Origin of the sequence: Flavobacterium sp. N2550 (genome assembly GCF_025947265.1) — a bacterium.
GTDB lineage: Bacteria > Bacteroidota > Bacteroidia > Flavobacteriales > Flavobacteriaceae > Flavobacterium > Flavobacterium endophyticum.
Genome location: NZ_CP110007.1, coordinates 3,606,343 through 3,622,092, shown reverse-complemented (window position 1 = coordinate 3,622,092; position 15,750 = coordinate 3,606,343). Strand labels below are relative to the sequence as shown.

Here is a 15,750-nt window from a genome sequence, read left to right as displayed (position 1 = left end):
GGCGTGGAATAAATTTCTAAAAAGGTGAAAAGAGTTTCTAAAAGAGCAAGCCCTTTTTTGCATAGTAAAGCTGTCCATAAAAATTTGGAAACGGATTTGCAATTGGTCTATTTAAAATGTTGTTCGTCTATTGGTGTTTTTTTCGTGAGAACAATGTGAACATCTTTGTTTTTATATGCACACCATCAAAACCCTATCAGGCAGGGATTGTATTCCATTTGTACAATTTCTGTAGCGGTGATGACAGCAGTTATTTTTTGCAAATAGAAATTTTAAAACCAGAATATTATGAACACTAAATTTAGTATGAAATTATTGTCAGTAGCAGTTATTGCCTTGTTTTTTGCTTCGTGCAGCAAGGATGACGACAGCCCGCAACCCGAACCTTTTAGTTATGGAGCTGTTTCGGGAATGAGTACGGGAACCGTTTCTATAGCAGGAACGACTTCACCTGCGGGTTATACTTGGAGCCAAGTAAAAACGCCTCAAACCAGCTGGGGTTTAAATGGAACGATAAATGACCGAATGCTTACCGACGATTTTCAGATTCCTTCGGGTGAAAAATGGACGATCGAGAATTTTTATTTTTATGCCTACCAGACTGGTTTTTCGGGTGCTACGTTTCCAGTGAGTGAGTTTTATTTTGAGATTTACTCTTCAGATCCGTCTGTTGCAGGTGCCGTAAAGGTGTATGGCGATCTTACTACCAACCGATATGTGTCTGCGGAAGATGCTAAAATGTACAGAATTATGCAAGGGCAGAGTGATGACCTTACTAGGAAAATCTATAAAATGAAAATCCAGGCAGGCGATCTTACTCTTAGCTCAGGGACTTACTGGATAAAATGGGGATCTAAAACTTCTAGCGGCGGTCATTTTTATCCGCAGTTTCCACACGACCCGAGCCGAGTGAATAATGCAAAACAATTTGTTGTTGCCAATTCTACTTGGGATAATTTGGTAGATGGAGGACAAACGGTAAGCCTGCCTTTTGAAATTACGGGGACGAAACTTCCGGAGTAAATGATTATCGGCTTTTAAAATCACTGCTTGCTCGGATGAATTTTAGGCTTCATCAAAATTATAATACAGCGGGCAATCAGATTCAGATTATAAAAACAAAAGCTCACACTATCAAAAGATAAAAAAATCATCTCAACCAGAAAGCCGTATTTTTTATTTCGGCTTTCTTTGGGATGTTCTAGCAATTGTTCCTAAATGAATAGGCATGGAAAGGAAAACCAACATCTTTATTTTGTTTTTTATTGCGGTGGCAGTCCTGTCGCTTGCAGGATTTTTTAATTCGTATATCCGATTTTTGCCCAATACAGACCGGTTTCCTGTAATTATCCATGTCCATTTTTCGGCCTTTATTTTATGGTTTACGCTTATTATTGTACAGCCCATTCTCATCCGTCAAAAAAAATACGAATTACACCGAAAAATCGGCAAGGTTTCTTACTTCATAGCGCCTGTATTGGTAATCACCATACTTATTTTGGTCAAAAATCAAACGCAAAGAGAAATAAGTGCTTCCGAAAACAAAGCTGCCTTAACGGCTTTTATAGGGGTGTTGGATGCTGTTTCGTTTTCTGTCTATTACCTCATAGCCATGGTCAACAAGCGGAATTTACGATGGCATGTTGCTTTTTTAGTTGCCGCAACATTGGTTGTCCTGAATCCTGGAATGTCACGATTGGCAAATTTGATACAACCGGGCTTGGGGTTATTGCTTGCGGTTCTCCTGCCTTTTATTGTTTCAATAACAGTGCTATGCGTTGAAAAGATGAGATTCAAAGCTCCTGTTTTAAAAAGCCCTTATTTTCTTTTTCTTTGCTGCTGGACCTTAGAGATCGTGTTATTAATGACGATTCCGAACCTAGAATTTTGGAGGGATTTTGTGGCCAACATTTTTTAACTAAAAAACCTTAATTATATGAAAAGGCAAAGATTTATATCTGTACTATTGCTGGCCATACCGGCACTTTCGTTTGCAAAAACTGGAAGTTTTAAATTTGGCAAAAGGCCCAAAAAGGGCTTTGTAGTCCGTTCCAATGAAAGCCGCTTTGACGGAAAACAAAAAACGGTAGAGAATGTACTCGGCAGGTGTATTGTTTCTTCGGCAGATACTGATGGAGATTTACTGATTGTTGCTCCGAGTAAAAAAACTTTTGCCTTTAAGGGAGGCCCGCCGCTGCATATTCATAAAAATCAGGATGAAATATTCTTTGTTGCCAATGGCGAGTTTATTGTTCAGATAGACAAAGAAATAGTTACTGTAAAAACAGGTGATACTGTTTTTATTCCTCGAGGTATTCCGCATACCTATGCAAATCCGATCGAAAACAATCCAGGCATCCTCATTTCAATACATCAGCCGGCAGGTAAAAATGAAGCGTTTTTTAACTATTTATGTACTTATGAAAAACTACCAGACTATGAAATAGACCCAGACTCTCCGGTAGTCGGTGAACCTATAAAAATAGAGTGAAGATTTTAGTGTAAAATCGGGAGATACGGCGTTTCTCCCAAGAGGAACTTTGCATACGGTGATTAATCGTATTGAAAATAATCTGGGAACTTTGATAACGGTATTTCAACCTGCTCCCCAAAAGGTTGAAGACTTTTTTAATTACATCAGCGAAAATGGAGAAATCCCAAAAGATATAGTACCTGACGGATGGTAAAATTAGGAACAATGCCTAGCCGATTCATTTTGGAAGGAATGTTTTAGTATCAGGACAGTAAAATAGTTGCTAGAGACTTGAAAAGAATTTCTAGCAAAATAAAATCCCGCCAAAAGCGGGATTTTTTTAATATTGTTTTGCCTGTTCTTCTTGTTTATCAGATTGCTGAATCACAAAGAATACCGCAGGTTTTGATTAGTTCTTTACTATTTTTTTATAGGATGTCTTGCCTTCGGCTTCTATTTTTGCAATGTATATTCCGCTTGGCAAGGGCGCTATGTCAATTTGAGCGTTGTTGCTTTTGATGTCGATCTGTTTGCCTCTAACGTCTGTCAATCCTAAAAAGGTACAGTTTTCAAAGTTTACGATGTCTGACGAAGGCACTGGGTAGGCTTTGATTTTGCTAGCCTCTACATCATCGACAGAGAGCGCATTTACGCCTATTTTTATTACTTCATTTCCTTCAACGTCTGAAACATACAGCTTGTTGTCTGTATAAAGCATATCCCAGTTCATTGTTAATGGAGTTGTAACAAAGAGGGTATAGGTTCCATTAGTTGTGTTGACTCTATAGATCTCGCCAGAAGAACTTCCTATTGCTGCATAAATAATGTTATTTGTTTCTCCTTTAACTATTCCGCTTATGGAACTCAAACCAGTAGCAACAACAATTTTTGTTGGATTTGGCGTCACTAAGCTGTATTTGACTAGCTTGCCTTGCTCGCGTTCTGAAACAAAAAGATAATTGCCAATGACTGCCAATCCAACTGTTCCCGAGCCAATTAAGTCGCTTGCAATTACTTCGGGTTCTTGGCCGGGCATGTCGAGGTTAATTCTGAAAATGTTGTTTTTTGACCTTGCATAGAGGTATTGGTTATAGATTGTGAGGCCTGTTGGCAAATACATTTCTACTACATTTTCAACTACAGGATTGGGCTGGCTGACATCTATTCTTATGATTCGATTTGGATTGGGATGGTTGTATTCTGATGCATACAAATAATTACCTCTGAAACAAATGTCGGTAATTTTTCCTAGTCCGGATATAAATATTGACGGGGAAGTATTGGACTGGGAAAGATCTACTTTATAAATGATGTTCGCATTCATACCCGTTCCCGCATATAAAAAATTGTCGTGTATGGCTATTCCGGAAGGGTGTAGCGATTGACCTATACCTGTATTTGTACCTGCAAGTACGGTGGACATGGTTTGGGCCTCGGCGGCAGAAATCACTAAAAAAGAAAATAGGAGTAGTGTTTTTTTCATAGGGGGGTATTTTGGTCGGGCTGCTTTTAAGCTGCGCTGGTTTGGTAGTGCTAACTTACAAAATTTTACTCATTACTCTGCATGGGGCGCGGTTGTTTTTTGCTCTATTTGCTTTAGAATAAAGCAATTGTTTTGTGGTGCTTGTCTTTATGTCTGTTGTAATTCTTATACAATAATTTTTGAAAGGCGTGGGTTTGGGACAAAAAAATCCCGCTTTTGGCGGGATTTTTTTACTTAAGATATCCGAATTTATGCGTCTCCAGCGATGTTTAATTCTGAGTAAGCATGTTTTGTTAGATTTATTTTGAAATGAATATTACAATTTCCGCCATCGTGCATACGGATCGTGAAATATTTATAATTCTCATTTACATGGTTTCCTTTACAATAGCAACTAATCCAAACTTCTACTTCTTGTTTCGCGTTTATTATAGGAATACATTGCTTGACGTAATCGTTCATGTTTCTTAGTTCAGAATTGTTTTCTACAAAACATTTCTTCACTATGTTGTCTACTTCTTCTAATTCAGTTTGTTTTAAATCATAGGGTTTTATGGAGTTTGGCTTATAACCATAATATCTAGAGCCATAATGTTTTTCGTTGAATGTGAAAACCGCATAATCTTTGAATTTCTCAAAATTCAAATTATTTTTTGACTTTTGTGCATTTGTTTTTATTTCGATTTTTAATGGAAATTTACCATCTACAAATTCTACAAAATTGTTTTTTATGACTGCCTTTGTTGAATTATTTAGTTTGAAATTAGAGGGAAAAAATAGCATAGTGTCGTTAATAATCTTAAACTTGCCTATACACCTTTCTATTTTTTCAGAGTTATCATAATCCTGTTTGAATTTTACGTATAAATAGGAACTGTCAGAATATATTTTTAATCCTATTTTTTCTGTAACTCCTATTTGTCCGTAGTTGTTTTCAGCATAAATCTGCTCTGTTTTAGTCGGTTTTTGTACGTCTACTTTTTCTTTTTTACAGCTAAGAAGGGAAGAAGAAATTAGAATACTATATAGAAATTTATTCATTATGTCTGCATTTTTTACACTTTATACAATTGTAAGTGCTATAGTAACTGTTTATTTTTTTTCGCAGAAATCAATCAAATAATTTCTGACTTCGAAATCTGTCTTATCGCCAATCTGATTAAAAATCTGGCAAGCTTCTTCGGTTTTTCCAATAGCTAAATATGACACTCCAAGCTTTTTCTTATATTCTCGAATAAACATTCTAAAGTTGTTGCTTTTTATGTCTATGTCTTTTATTTGCGATAAGGTTTCAATCGCTTTTTCAAACTTATTATTTCTGTAATAATCACCTCCTTTTACCATCAATTCATAAAATTTTTTCTCGTTTTTGTCGGTTAGATCTTGTCTAAATTTGGCATGGTGTACTTCATTTACAATCAATAAGTCTTTACCAGAAATGTTTTTTAAATATTTTTCGGCTTCTTTTAAAGTATTTATATAATCAGTATCATGCTGAGGGTTGATTGAATTTAAAACTTTTATGTCTTTAATTTTGTTGTTGCTTGTTAAGATAAATTCTATCTGAAAGTATAGGTTATTGATAACTTTTGAATCTTTATCTTTTTTGTTGTTACTAATAAATTCATCAAGATCTAATTCGTTATTAAATTCGTATCCTGATAGTTTGTTGTCTAGGTATACTGTATTTCCGTTTCTTTCAATTTCTTTTAATGAAAATTCGGGATACGTCTTGACGTACTCATTTACAGGAAGGAAAAAGCTTGTCTTATTATCTCCTTCATCATAAGCAATCAAATATTTTTCTTCAAAGGCATAATTGATAGTTCGAAAAGGAGTAATGATTTTATTTGATGTAAACGTTGCCTTAAAATTTTGACTATTGATTTTTAAGTTATTCGGATTAATAGTATACACCAATTCTTGTGAATAAGTGGGGTTGTTGATTTCGATGTTTTTGCCATCATTATAAATGGTCTTAACTAGAATCCATTTTCCAGTTAGTTCTTTATTTTGCGAATAACAAATTGTTATTGAATAGAATAATGCTACGAGTGAAAATATATGTTTCATTTTTTTATAGTATAATAAAGAAGCTAAGTGTTGAAAATGAATTAAAAATAGGCATGCTTTTCTGGACGAAATTAATAAAAAAACTCTTTATGTAAATCTATCTCTCTTGATATCTTACTTTGTCTGGTTGTTATTGATTATAGTGTGATACTCTGCATCGACAAGACAAAAAAATCCCGCTTTTGGCGGGATTTATGGTTTTTATTTAGGCGTGTTATTATGGGTATTGATGGCTTTTGCGATTTTGGAGAAGCTGAAGAGGTCTTGGCGGGGCCTGTCGTCTTTATAAAATCGGGAGGCGATACGGGCGACTGCCATGACTTGTTCGTAGATGTCGTTAAAGGCTCTTACGGCTTCTTCGGTATTGATAGGGCGGGCACCTTTTTTGGCTTCCTGCACGGTGTCGAGGGTCTTGAGCTCTTCTCCCATAGCCGCCAAGGCATCGAGGTCTGCCTGCAGGATGCCATTGGCTGTCATTTGTGCCTTGAGGGCAGGCGTAAGATTGGCCTTGAACTGAAAGAGCAGGTTGATGAGGGCTTCTTGGTCTTTTTGGCGTGCTTTTGCAAAATAGCTGGTGTAGCCCAGGGTGCGGAGCATCTCGGTTTTTTCTGCGGGGAAGTCTTCTTCTATCTGTACCTTGATTTCGGAGGCGAGCTTGTGGGCCTTGTCGCGGGCTTCATAGATGGCAGCGGTCGAGATGCGGAGCTCGCGGGCATTGTCTGCCCCAAGATAGTCTGCGGCAATGGCGTCTATCCTGTTTTCGAGGTCTTCAAAATAGGTGCCGCTCCAGCTGGAACGTTTGGACTGCAGGAAGTTTTTTTGGCTGATGGCATTTTTGATGATTGTAGATGCCGTGATGATCATGTCTACGTCTTTTACGCTGTAGTTTCTAGTTAGTTTTTCCATACTATCTCAGATTTTAAAAAATTACTTTTTCTTTTTTGGAGGGTTTGGATTTTGTCTAGTCTTTGTGTTTTTTGAAAAATTCGTCTGGGGTTAATCTGGTTGAATCGTATTTTTCTATTGCGTTTGGTATGGCAAAGGCTAAGTAGATGGCGAGTAAAATCAAGACTATATAAAGTATTATTTTTTTGGCTTTCATTATTTGTTGTTTAGAATGTTTAATCTTTATATTTTTCTAGAAATTCTTTCGGGGTCAATGTAGATGCGTCGTATATCTGTATTGCATTTTTTATTACGAATATTAGATATATAAATAAACCTGCGAGAATTATAGATAGAATTGTTTTTTTTGTTTTCATGTGTGTCTCTTATTTATGTTATCTTAAAAAAGATGCGGCGGAATTACATACTATTCATTGCCCAGAACCTTATTTCTTCCGCCGACATCTTAGTATCTAGTGGATGGCCTCCCTTGCTTCGCTAGATCTATTTATAAACTTTTGGCACTTGTGTGCTAGATTGCTGTCTTGTTATGTCTTCAAAAAGACGACGACGGAGCTATTGAGAAAATTTATGCCTTTAAAATCTAAAAATGATGCTCCGCCGCCTTCTTAAAAAAACTTGGAAGATGGGATTAATTATAGAACCAAGTTTTGTGATGCTAATTTTTATTTTTTTTTGAGAAGTCCTAGCAAGAAGTAATAAGTGGTCGATTTTGGGCGTAAGTGGTCGTTTTTTTGGTGTAAGTGGGAAAACGGGAGCCGTAAAAAGGGATATAAAATGCGATTTTGAAGCTATAAATGGGCTCTTTTTGCGCCATTAATCGCAAGTTTTTTGATTGTATTGTGTGAAGTGTGATGTTGGGTTTTTGATAAGGACGCGGATTGTGGTATTTGGTGTGGATTGTAAATCTGCGTTATCAGGTTTCTTTTTATGCAAATCTTTATTGTATGAAGGGTGACGTTGGCTTTGAATAAGGACGCGGATTGTAGTATTTAACGCGGATTGCAAATCTGTGCTACAAGGCAGGCTTTTATATGATGGTGGTTCCTTGATAATAGAATGTCATTTTAGCATTTTCGATAAATTCTTCTATTGAGGTTTCTTTGGTTGCTTTTTTATTATAAAATTCAAGGTAATATTCTGTTGGATTGGCTACGCCAATCCGTAACAGCCAAAATATAAAACGTTTTGTTTGAGGATTGGGGTTTAATTTTTCGAGCTCTTCAAAACAACAAATGGATAAACTGTCGTTTCTGACTAGATTATAAACAATCTTTTGAACTTGTGTTAGTGTATCGAGTTGGGATTGGTCTCTTTTTGTTGTTCCTGCTCCGAAAACTACGTCCGGATTGAATATTCCTTTTTTGAATAGCTTTTCGTAGCTTTTGTTTTCTATTGAGAGCGTTAAGATTTTTTCTCCAAATTGATAAGTACTATCTCCAACCAATTGAATGTTTTGCTGAAACCTTGGATAGTTGTCTTTTTTATATTTTTTTGAATTGAAGACTTCTTTTGCAAATCTATATTTTTCTTCGTTTGTGTTTTGCCCAAACGTGTTGGTTAGATTTATTGTTAGTAGGATTAGTAGAAGAAGTTTTTTCATTGGTTGTAAACGAATTATTTATGATTATAGCAAGAATAGAGGTTTACGCTAGATATTTGGTGCTGATTGTAAATGTGCACTATCAGAATTATCCAAGATTAAATAAATTATTTTCATCATCAAACAAATTGATTTGGTTTTTAGCATTTTCTTTAATTTGTCTTTGTTACGACCTTCTTTTGTCTCAATTGATTTTTCATTTTCAAAATAATGATTGACCATAACTACATCATAACCAACTATTTTTTCTAGACCTTCATTGTCAATTTTTTTTCGTATTCTAAGTAAGCAATTTATTGATGAACCATTTTTGAATTCAACTTCTCCATTTTGTACTAAAATTTTAAATTCTTTTGATTGCATATTAAATGAAATAGGCTCTCCGCTAAAATACCCCATCCATTTGTATTTTCCTTTTTTTAAAACAGGAGATATAATCTCAATAACTGCTGACTCAATTTCAATTGGATCTAAGTCATCTGATACTAGAACAAAATTTTTGAATTCATGTTTATTAACAACTTTTTCTTTTGAAATTTTAATTTTATCCTCATCCACTACAAAGAATGAAACTTTATCAACTTTAGGATATTTTTCTAAAGCTTCATAAAAATTTGATTTCTTCTTTTTTATTATAGTATTACTTTCTATAGGTATACCTTTTTTGCTTGCTTCTTGTTTCAGTATTTCAATTTCAAGCCTAAGCTTTTCCTTTTCTAAATCTTGAATTTCAGTATCTTCAAATATTTTGTCAATGAGTTTTTCTGAAACTTTTGCAATTGGAGTAGTTAGAATTGTTGTAATAAGAGCAACTATAATTGCAATTGTTATTGAGGCATTTTTATTTTCATCTTTAGAAACGACTTTTAACCATTTTCTCAAACCGCCTTCGGCTGTTGGCTCGGTTTCAATTTTAATTTCAACAGAATAAATATTTGCAATTTCTTTTATTATTCCTAAAATCTCAAATTCACATTTATTTTCTACAAAAGCATCCATAGAATGTGACCTGTCATTGAACCAATAATGAATTTCTAAAATATTTCCGTTGATTGTATCCATTTCTTTAGTTTTGATATGGCTTATCGGTTAATTGATTGACTCATCTTTAGGCATTCTAGCATATACATAAGCAAATCCTTCATAACCATCAGCGAAAAAAAGTTTTGCTTGTATGAGCATTGGCCCCCAGTAGTGATAAGAAAATGAAAAGTTAGGGTTGTCTTTCTCTTCACAAATAATACATTTAAATTTTTCTCCTGCAGTCCATTCCACTTTAACTAAAGGAGGTAAAGTATAAAGGTCTGGTCTATGTTGAACAATCCATGCTCTTACCTCATATGCTTGCCCAGGAATTAACGATGGCATTACCTCGGCGACCGCCATATGATACCTCTGATTTTCATATTGTTCTAATCTTGAAACATCATCTTGGATAGTTTCGAATGTTATTGACCCAGCTGAAGGTATAGCTTGGTATGGAGCAACAACTTTATCGCTAATATTAACTGTTTCCCATTTCCATTGATCAGGAGTTAATGGTTTTGAACCTGTTCTTTTTAATCCTCTTGTGATAACTTTCACACGGGCTTGTTTAGCTGCAGGATGCCATTTTATAGTTATTATACTATATGTGTTGCGGGCTCTATCTGAAACCTCTGTAGGTAATTCTTTACTTCCACAGCTTCCACCAGCTATAACAACTTGTGGAATTTTACTACTTGACTCATTCCAGAGAGGAACCGGTTCATAATTAAAAATATGTGGATAATGCTTGTGTCCATGCAATATCAAATGAAAATCGTATTCGTTCAATAGCTCTAATAAATATCCTGAATGCATTATAGAATCAACACCTCTTCCGTCTTCTATAAAAGAGGGGAGTAAAACTACATGATGGTGTATTACAACTATTTTTATATAATCAGCAAAATCAGAATTAGAAGATTTAATTTCTTTCAATTCTTTTCTAAGTTTTGTTATTGATGCAATATCTACCTGACCTCTGCTACTATCAACGGTATCTTTTTCAACATACATACAACAGTTAATCTCTGCTATAAGAAATTTATTATCATTTTCATTCCGTAAATGAATTTGTGTTAGTTTTATTGGTTCATGAGGAAGTTGTGGAGGTCGAACTTCTTGGTAAAATTTATTATAAAAACTACAATAAGGTTGGAATCTCTCATCCGATGACGGTTTAGTAAACTGTACATCGTGATTTCCTGGAACAATAAAAATGTTCTTTTTTGTAACTTCCCGATTTAGAATTTTTTTTGATAATAGACTATCTAAGAAACTTGATGCTTCTTGAAATTCTTCATGTGCTGCTTTCTGAGTAAAATCTCCAGTTACAGCTATTATTAATGGAGATTCTTTTTGCTGAGAATAATCTGTTTTATCTATAACAGTAGCTCCAAAGTCTTTTTGAAGATCATCAGAAATTAAATCAGCTAAGGAAGGTATACCTTCCTTTGATGCAGATGGTTTTGGGTTACAAATGTGATGTTCCCCAAAGTGTAAATCAGAAAGATGTAAAATCTGAATTTGACTAGTATATGTAATCATGGAAAATTCTATTATCAGGGTGTATCATAAGAATTCTTACACCCACAGCTGCAAACTTATTAATGTCTTCGTAATTAGATTCTGAATTTTTAATTCGAGCCCTTATAAAGGAACCTGAAATAATTTTTTGATTCCCAGCTCTTAATTCAAGCTGTAGATTTGGTTCTTTTGAATTCAGATATTCACCATCTACTTTTCCTTTCCAATTTTGCCAAACTTGTGCTTCAATCGTTGAAGGCCCTGCATTGAAAATAATTATTTTAGTTTCGCTTTCTCCTTCTACAATAATTGGATTATGACTATCTGTAACAGGTAATATTGTGTGGTACATAACTACTATATTTTAGTTAATTATTAATATTATTTCCCCTCAATCAACCTCTCCAACTTCTCAATCATTTCCTTTTGCTGTTGAAGCATACGTTCATAAAGTTCAACCATTTTATCAAGAGGATTAAATGTTGGTTGAATATTTATAGCATTTAAAGTCGATGTATCGTTGCTTGTGAATGTATTTGAGATAATATTTACCGCTTGTTCTTCATCAAAATTCTCAATAGCTTCGGTAGGCACTTTCAGGATTTTAGCCACTTGTTCTAAAATATCCTTTTCTACGGACTCTTTTTGTTCGAGGAGTGAGATTTTCTTTTGGTTCCAGTCGTCGCCCAGTTCAAAAGCTAGGGCTTCTTGCTTGATGCCGAGCATTTCGCGAAAGCGTTTGATGTTTCGGCCTTGGTGTATTTTTTTGTCTGGCATGTTGTTGTGTATCATAACTGTATGTATAAATTTTTGTTAAATATAAACAAATATTGTTTCTGAAATATTCTTTGCTTTAGAATAATGTATGCTTTTGCCCACTTGATTATGCTTTTGGGCTTTTGTTGCTTTGGCGTATTAAATGATAACGATATGGAAAATTCTACACCAAACAGCAACAAAAATAAAAAAGGGAAAGAACGTTACCTTACGGTTTTTAGTAAAGGTTTTGCAAGGGCGTATCGGCGCATCGCTTTTTTTCCGGAAATCAGGATTCAAGGAAAATGGCTCCAAGACTGCGGCTTTTATGAAGGCGACAGCGTGAAGGTGAGCGTAGGGAGGGGAAAGATTGTGATTAGGAAGGTTAAGAGTTGAAAGTTGAAAGTCGAAAGTCGAAAGTTGGAAGTCGAAAATCGAAAGTTGAGAGGTTATTAAACAACTGTGCTTTTGGCAATGTTTTTTGTTTGTCGAAAAGATAGTCTATTGGATATGCTTGATTTTATAAAATATATGTCTTTCTATATATTGATTGATGTTTACCTGAAGTTTTTTTGGCCTAAATTCATTAAAAAAATCTACTGATTTTTTTGCTTTTATGTCTTTTTTGACTTCTTTATATTCTTTGGTTGTTTTGAATAGCTTAAACTGTTTTTTTGATTCGGTTATATATTCTTGCTTGCTTAAATCTAATTTTTTTGTTATTTCTCCGCTTTTGAATTCAAATATCAAATAGTTTTTATAATATCCGTCTGACCAAGAATCTTCTTCGATTAGATCTCCGTATGGAATAACTGTTATTTTGGAGACATCCATTAGTATTTTGTCCTCGTGTGGGAAGTATTCTTTGAAAATGCTTTTTGAATTGAGGTCTGTCATATTAGGGTATTTTTTATTTGGTTCCAGTAGAAGGATTTCAACATCTGTCAAGTAAAGTTTTTCGTTGATTATTTCGTACGTGAATAGAAAAATTTTTTGATTGCCCGTTGTTTGAATTGCTTCTTTTGGGGGCTGAAATCCCCTGTCTTGAAAATATTTGTGGGCGGGAGAGAAGCTTCTTAGTTCGTATTCTTTTCCGTTGTATTTTAAGACATCAGGAATTTGTTCTGTTGCATAAATTAGGCTTGCAAAAAGAAAGAGTGTTATTAGGAATAGATTCTTCATAAAAAGATGATACTATTATGAGTAGTTGATAATTGATAGTTGATAGTTTGTGGTGATTAATTTTAATTTGTTTGGAGTACTCTTTTGTTTCCGCAGGCAGCACAAAAAGAAGCTAGAGGCGTGCGGTAGGGCTTGCTGCAGTTTTCGCAGGGTGGGCCATATTGTTCGATGCGATGATGCATTATTGCGTTTGGTTCTGTTTCTTCAAATCCTGTAAGGTTGTTGTAGTAGTCGAGCATCGGCTTGAACCTTTCTTCTCTTGATTTGCCTGATTCTATTTTTTCGAAGCCTTGAGAATATAGCTTTGCTGCTATTGCATATTCTTCTTCATCGAGCATAGGTACTTCCATCTGGCAACGCCAACACCAAAGGTTTTTCATTTGTTTAATTTAATTTGTAGTAAAGCTAGGGAATTATTGTAAAAGTTGATAGTTGATAGTCGAAAGTTGATAGTCGAAAGTTGGAAGTTGAAAGTTGAAAGTGAAGGGATGTTTAATGATTAAATAAAAAAACCAGCAGTACTACTGCTGGTTTTTTGTTGCTATCTCGTGGTATATCTGCCGTTTGCAAAAATGGTCTGGCCTGTATCGCAAATCTACGCGATCATGTTTATTTATAGATCATTTCTCGGATTTCACTTTCTTTTTTAAATAAATAGTCATAGCTGTAAGTTTTTTCCGCATCTTGAAATTCTTTGCTTGTGGTTCTAGTTTGCCAGTACAATTTTCCATCAGGGAAACGGAATTGTCTTTTATAGCTTGGCTTTGACTTTTTTTCGGTAGTATAACTGACTGTTAAATCAGCAAAAACTAGTTTCTCATTTCTATAATATAAATCTAATTTTATGTTTTTATCAAATTCGGTTGCAGTGTAACGAATTCTTAAGGGCAGGTTTTTCGATTGTTCATCACTAATATAATAAGCTTCCCAACCGCCATTTTTTTTTTTGGTTTTTTATGTTCGATTGGGCCTTCTATGATTCCTTCGCTTGCATTTTTGTAAGTACTATCAATTTGCTTTACATAGGCGTCAATTTCGGCAAGTGCTTTCTTAGATTCGCTATTGTCTTGTCCAAATAGAATATTGGAAAAAATAGGAGCAGAATTATTTCTTTTTTTAGCATCAGTTTAGTTTGTTACTTATGATTGGCGTTACTATCAACGAAATTAGCACAGCATGTGATTAAAGAAAGTGTTTTCATGTTTTGATCGAATTATTTATTAAAAGCTGTTTTTAACTAAGATATAAATTAAGAGCTAAAGGTTGGAAGAGATAATAAAATCTTTTCCATTGGGTAGCTTTTTTAGTTTATCAATCAAATATAGTATTAATAGTTGAGGAGCGTTATAACAAAACCAGCAGTACTACTGCTGGTTTTTTGTTGCTATCTCGTTGTATATCCACCATTAGCAAAAATGGTCTGGCCTGTGATCCACCAGCCCTCGCTTACCAGAAATTCGACTAATGGGGCTATGTCTTTAATGTCGGTCAGGCCGCCTAGGGCTGAGGCTGATTTGTGATAGGCTACAGCGTCTGGGGCTTCTTGTCCGTAAAAGAAGGGCGTGTCCATTGGGCCTGGGGCTACAGCTGTAACGGAAATGCCTCTTTGTCCGAATTCTTTTGAGGCCATTCTGGTAAAATGCTCTACGGGAGCTTTGGCTCCGGCATAGGTAGAGTACAGTCCGGTGTAGGCTGCCAATAGCGAGGTGACAATGGTGCAGATCTTGCCGTTGTCATTAAGCGTTCTGCCTGCTTCTTGGATAAAGAAATAGGCTACTTTTGAATTGATGTCGAACATGGTGTCGTATTCTTTTTCGGTAGTGTCTAAAAAAGGCTTTTTTAATACCATGCCTACGGTGTTTATGGCAATGTCGATACTGCCGAACTTGGCTTTGGTTGCTTCGAAAAGTTTTTTGATATTTTCTACTTTTGTCAAATCGGCCTGAAACAAAAAGGCTTCGCCTCCTGCTTTTTGAATGGCTTCCAGTGTTTTTTCGGCATCTGCTTGGGTGCTGCTGCTATTGTAATGTAGGGCTACTTTTGCGCCTTTTGCGGCAAAACCGCGGCTTAATAGGCCTCCTAAGTTTTTAGCGCCTCCGGCAATTAAAACTACTTTTCCGTTTAGATCATTTCTTGTCATGGTCATTGATTGTTTTACGATTATTACTACTGTAAAGGAGCGGAAAATCGATGACTGAAATGTGGTGAACTTTTCGGAACTTTAGGTGTTGTTTGTTTTTTGCTTTTTTCTGAATGCTCCGGGTGTCTCTCCTGTAAACTTTTTGAAGAATTTAGAAAAATTGGAAGGGTCGTAGGTAAGCGCTAGTGCAATTTGCGCAATAGAGAGCTGCGGGTCTGCCATAAGCTGTTTTGCTTTTTCGATAATTTTTGTGTCGTAAAAATGGCAGGGATGGTGCTGTGTTTCTTTTTGGACACTGTCTGTGAGGTGCTTGTGAGAAACGGCCAATTCGCGTGCTATTTGGTTGAGTTCCATGAATTCGGAAACACGGCCACTGCTGACATCGTTTGTATGCTTGTCTATAAAATCGAAATAGCGCCTGGTTATTTCGGCACTTCTTTTTTGGTCGCTTTTTTGTTTATTGGCCATGTCGCATATTCTTTAGTAACTCACAAAAGTCGGCATCCGGACGCAAAGGGGCGTGGTGAACTTTTCGGAATAAAGATAGGCGGAGTACTATTAACAACAATGCCTCTTAAACTTTT

The 15,750-nt window shown here is 35.4% G+C and carries 17 protein-coding genes; 4 read left to right on the top strand and 13 right to left on the bottom strand.

Annotated features, from left to right (window positions below; translation table 11 throughout):
• Positions 1–288 precede the first annotated feature (288 nt).
• The 3 genes from OLM56_RS16175 (at position 289) to OLM56_RS16165 (ending at position 2,491) form a co-directional block, all read left to right on the top strand.
• Positions 289–1,023, top strand: a complete 735-nt coding sequence (locus OLM56_RS16175) for a hypothetical protein (protein WP_264527711.1) — start codon at positions 289–291, stop codon at positions 1,021–1,023.
• Positions 1,024–1,228: 205 nt separating this feature from the next.
• The gene (locus OLM56_RS16170) at positions 1,229–1,918 is read left to right on the top strand and encodes a hypothetical protein (protein WP_264527710.1); all 690 of its coding nucleotides are present in this window, start codon (positions 1,229–1,231) and stop codon (positions 1,916–1,918) included.
• Between the two features lie 18 nt (positions 1,919–1,936).
• Positions 1,937–2,491: a cupin domain-containing protein gene (locus OLM56_RS16165; RefSeq protein ID WP_264527709.1), complete on the top strand. Its 555-nt coding sequence runs from the start codon at positions 1,937–1,939 to the stop codon at positions 2,489–2,491.
• Between the two features lie 391 nt (positions 2,492–2,882).
• Here OLM56_RS16165 and OLM56_RS16160 read toward each other — a convergent pair whose 3' ends face one another.
• The 9 genes from OLM56_RS16160 to OLM56_RS16120 all read right to left on the bottom strand — a co-directional run bounded on the left by OLM56_RS16160 (position 2,883) and on the right by OLM56_RS16120 (position 11,880).
• Entirely contained in the window at positions 2,883–3,956 is a 1,074-nt protein-coding gene (locus tag OLM56_RS16160; protein ID WP_121374816.1) for a T9SS type A sorting domain-containing protein, read from the bottom strand.
• 249 nt (positions 3,957–4,205) lie between these two features.
• Entirely contained in the window at positions 4,206–4,997 is a 792-nt protein-coding gene (locus OLM56_RS16155; protein WP_264527708.1) for a hypothetical protein, read from the bottom strand.
• A 51-nt stretch (positions 4,998–5,048) separates the two neighbouring features.
• On the bottom strand, positions 5,049–6,029 hold the full coding sequence (locus OLM56_RS16150) for a hypothetical protein (RefSeq protein ID WP_264527707.1): 981 nt from the start codon (positions 6,027–6,029) through the stop codon (positions 5,049–5,051).
• A 201-nt stretch (positions 6,030–6,230) separates the two neighbouring features.
• A complete protein-coding gene (locus tag OLM56_RS16145) occupies positions 6,231–6,935 on the bottom strand; it encodes a hypothetical protein (protein ID WP_264527706.1) in 705 nt (234 codons plus the stop codon).
• A 1,030-nt stretch (positions 6,936–7,965) separates the two neighbouring features.
• A complete protein-coding gene (locus OLM56_RS16140) occupies positions 7,966–8,538 on the bottom strand; it encodes a hypothetical protein (protein ID WP_264527705.1) in 573 nt (190 codons plus the stop codon).
• 48 nt (positions 8,539–8,586) lie between these two features.
• Positions 8,587–9,600 carry a hypothetical protein gene (locus OLM56_RS16135; protein ID WP_264527704.1) on the bottom strand — a complete coding sequence of 338 codons (1,014 nt, stop codon included), beginning with the start codon at positions 9,598–9,600 and terminating at the stop codon, positions 8,587–8,589.
• A 27-nt stretch (positions 9,601–9,627) separates the two neighbouring features.
• Entirely contained in the window at positions 9,628–11,109 is a 1,482-nt protein-coding gene (locus tag OLM56_RS16130) for a metallophosphoesterase family protein (RefSeq protein WP_264527703.1), read from the bottom strand.
• Positions 11,093–11,440, bottom strand: coding sequence for a hypothetical protein (locus OLM56_RS16125; protein ID WP_264527702.1), 348 nt, complete (start codon positions 11,438–11,440; stop codon positions 11,093–11,095). The genes OLM56_RS16130 and OLM56_RS16125 overlap by 17 nt, the downstream gene beginning before the upstream one ends.
• Positions 11,441–11,469: 29 nt before the next feature.
• Positions 11,470–11,880, bottom strand: a complete 411-nt coding sequence (locus OLM56_RS16120; protein WP_264527701.1) for a helix-turn-helix domain-containing protein — start codon at positions 11,878–11,880, stop codon at positions 11,470–11,472.
• A 138-nt stretch (positions 11,881–12,018) separates the two neighbouring features.
• Between OLM56_RS16120 and OLM56_RS16115 the strand changes: the two genes are divergently transcribed.
• The gene (locus OLM56_RS16115) at positions 12,019–12,240 is read left to right on the top strand and encodes a SymE family type I addiction module toxin (protein WP_121374810.1); all 222 of its coding nucleotides are present in this window, start codon (positions 12,019–12,021) and stop codon (positions 12,238–12,240) included.
• A gap of 105 nt (positions 12,241–12,345) precedes the next feature.
• On the opposite strand, the gene OLM56_RS16110 is transcribed toward OLM56_RS16115, so the two are convergent.
• The 4 genes from OLM56_RS16110 to OLM56_RS16095 all read right to left on the bottom strand — a co-directional run bounded on the left by OLM56_RS16110 (position 12,346) and on the right by OLM56_RS16095 (position 15,634).
• Positions 12,346–13,026 carry a hypothetical protein gene (locus tag OLM56_RS16110; protein WP_264527700.1) on the bottom strand — a complete coding sequence of 227 codons (681 nt, stop codon included), beginning with the start codon at positions 13,024–13,026 and terminating at the stop codon, positions 12,346–12,348.
• A gap of 62 nt (positions 13,027–13,088) precedes the next feature.
• On the bottom strand, positions 13,089–13,406 hold the full coding sequence (locus tag OLM56_RS16105) for a hypothetical protein (protein ID WP_121374809.1): 318 nt from the start codon (positions 13,404–13,406) through the stop codon (positions 13,089–13,091).
• 1,004 nt (positions 13,407–14,410) lie between these two features.
• Positions 14,411–15,166 carry an SDR family oxidoreductase gene (locus OLM56_RS16100; RefSeq protein WP_264527699.1) on the bottom strand — a complete coding sequence of 252 codons (756 nt, stop codon included), beginning with the start codon at positions 15,164–15,166 and terminating at the stop codon, positions 14,411–14,413.
• An 81-nt stretch (positions 15,167–15,247) separates the two neighbouring features.
• Positions 15,248–15,634: a helix-turn-helix domain-containing protein gene (locus tag OLM56_RS16095; protein WP_121374808.1), complete on the bottom strand. Its 387-nt coding sequence runs from the start codon at positions 15,632–15,634 to the stop codon at positions 15,248–15,250.
• Positions 15,635–15,750 lie beyond the last annotated feature (116 nt).

Excerpts from the sequence above, each read along its gene's own strand:
- OLM56_RS16175 (WP_264527711.1), top strand. The coding sequence starts at position 289 with ATGAACACTAAATTTAGTATGAAATTATTGTCAGTAGCAGTTATTGCC.
- OLM56_RS16170 (WP_264527710.1), top strand. The coding sequence starts at position 1,229 with ATGGAAAGGAAAACCAACATCTTTATTTTGTTTTTTATTGCGGTGGCA.
- OLM56_RS16165 (WP_264527709.1), top strand. The coding sequence starts at position 1,937 with ATGAAAAGGCAAAGATTTATATCTGTACTATTGCTGGCCATACCGGCA.
- OLM56_RS16160 (WP_121374816.1), bottom strand. The coding sequence starts at position 3,956 with ATGAAAAAAACACTACTCCTATTTTCTTTTTTAGTGATTTCTGCCGCC.
- OLM56_RS16155 (WP_264527708.1), bottom strand. The coding sequence starts at position 4,997 with ATGAATAAATTTCTATATAGTATTCTAATTTCTTCTTCCCTTCTTAGC.
- OLM56_RS16150 (WP_264527707.1), bottom strand. The coding sequence starts at position 6,029 with ATGAAACATATATTTTCACTCGTAGCATTATTCTATTCAATAACAATT.
- OLM56_RS16145 (WP_264527706.1), bottom strand. The coding sequence starts at position 6,935 with ATGGAAAAACTAACTAGAAACTACAGCGTAAAAGACGTAGACATGATC.
- OLM56_RS16140 (WP_264527705.1), bottom strand. The coding sequence starts at position 8,538 with ATGAAAAAACTTCTTCTACTAATCCTACTAACAATAAATCTAACCAAC.
- OLM56_RS16135 (WP_264527704.1), bottom strand. The coding sequence starts at position 9,600 with ATGGATACAATCAACGGAAATATTTTAGAAATTCATTATTGGTTCAAT.
- OLM56_RS16130 (WP_264527703.1), bottom strand. The coding sequence starts at position 11,109 with ATGATTACATATACTAGTCAAATTCAGATTTTACATCTTTCTGATTTA.
- OLM56_RS16125 (WP_264527702.1), bottom strand. The coding sequence starts at position 11,440 with ATGTACCACACAATATTACCTGTTACAGATAGTCATAATCCAATTATT.
- OLM56_RS16120 (WP_264527701.1), bottom strand. The coding sequence starts at position 11,880 with ATGATACACAACAACATGCCAGACAAAAAAATACACCAAGGCCGAAAC.
- OLM56_RS16115 (WP_121374810.1), top strand. The coding sequence starts at position 12,019 with ATGGAAAATTCTACACCAAACAGCAACAAAAATAAAAAAGGGAAAGAA.
- OLM56_RS16110 (WP_264527700.1), bottom strand. The coding sequence starts at position 13,026 with ATGAAGAATCTATTCCTAATAACACTCTTTCTTTTTGCAAGCCTAATT.
- OLM56_RS16105 (WP_121374809.1), bottom strand. The coding sequence starts at position 13,406 with ATGAAAAACCTTTGGTGTTGGCGTTGCCAGATGGAAGTACCTATGCTC.
- OLM56_RS16100 (WP_264527699.1), bottom strand. The coding sequence starts at position 15,166 with ATGACAAGAAATGATCTAAACGGAAAAGTAGTTTTAATTGCCGGAGGC.
- OLM56_RS16095 (WP_121374808.1), bottom strand. The coding sequence starts at position 15,634 with ATGGCCAATAAACAAAAAAGCGACCAAAAAAGAAGTGCCGAAATAACC.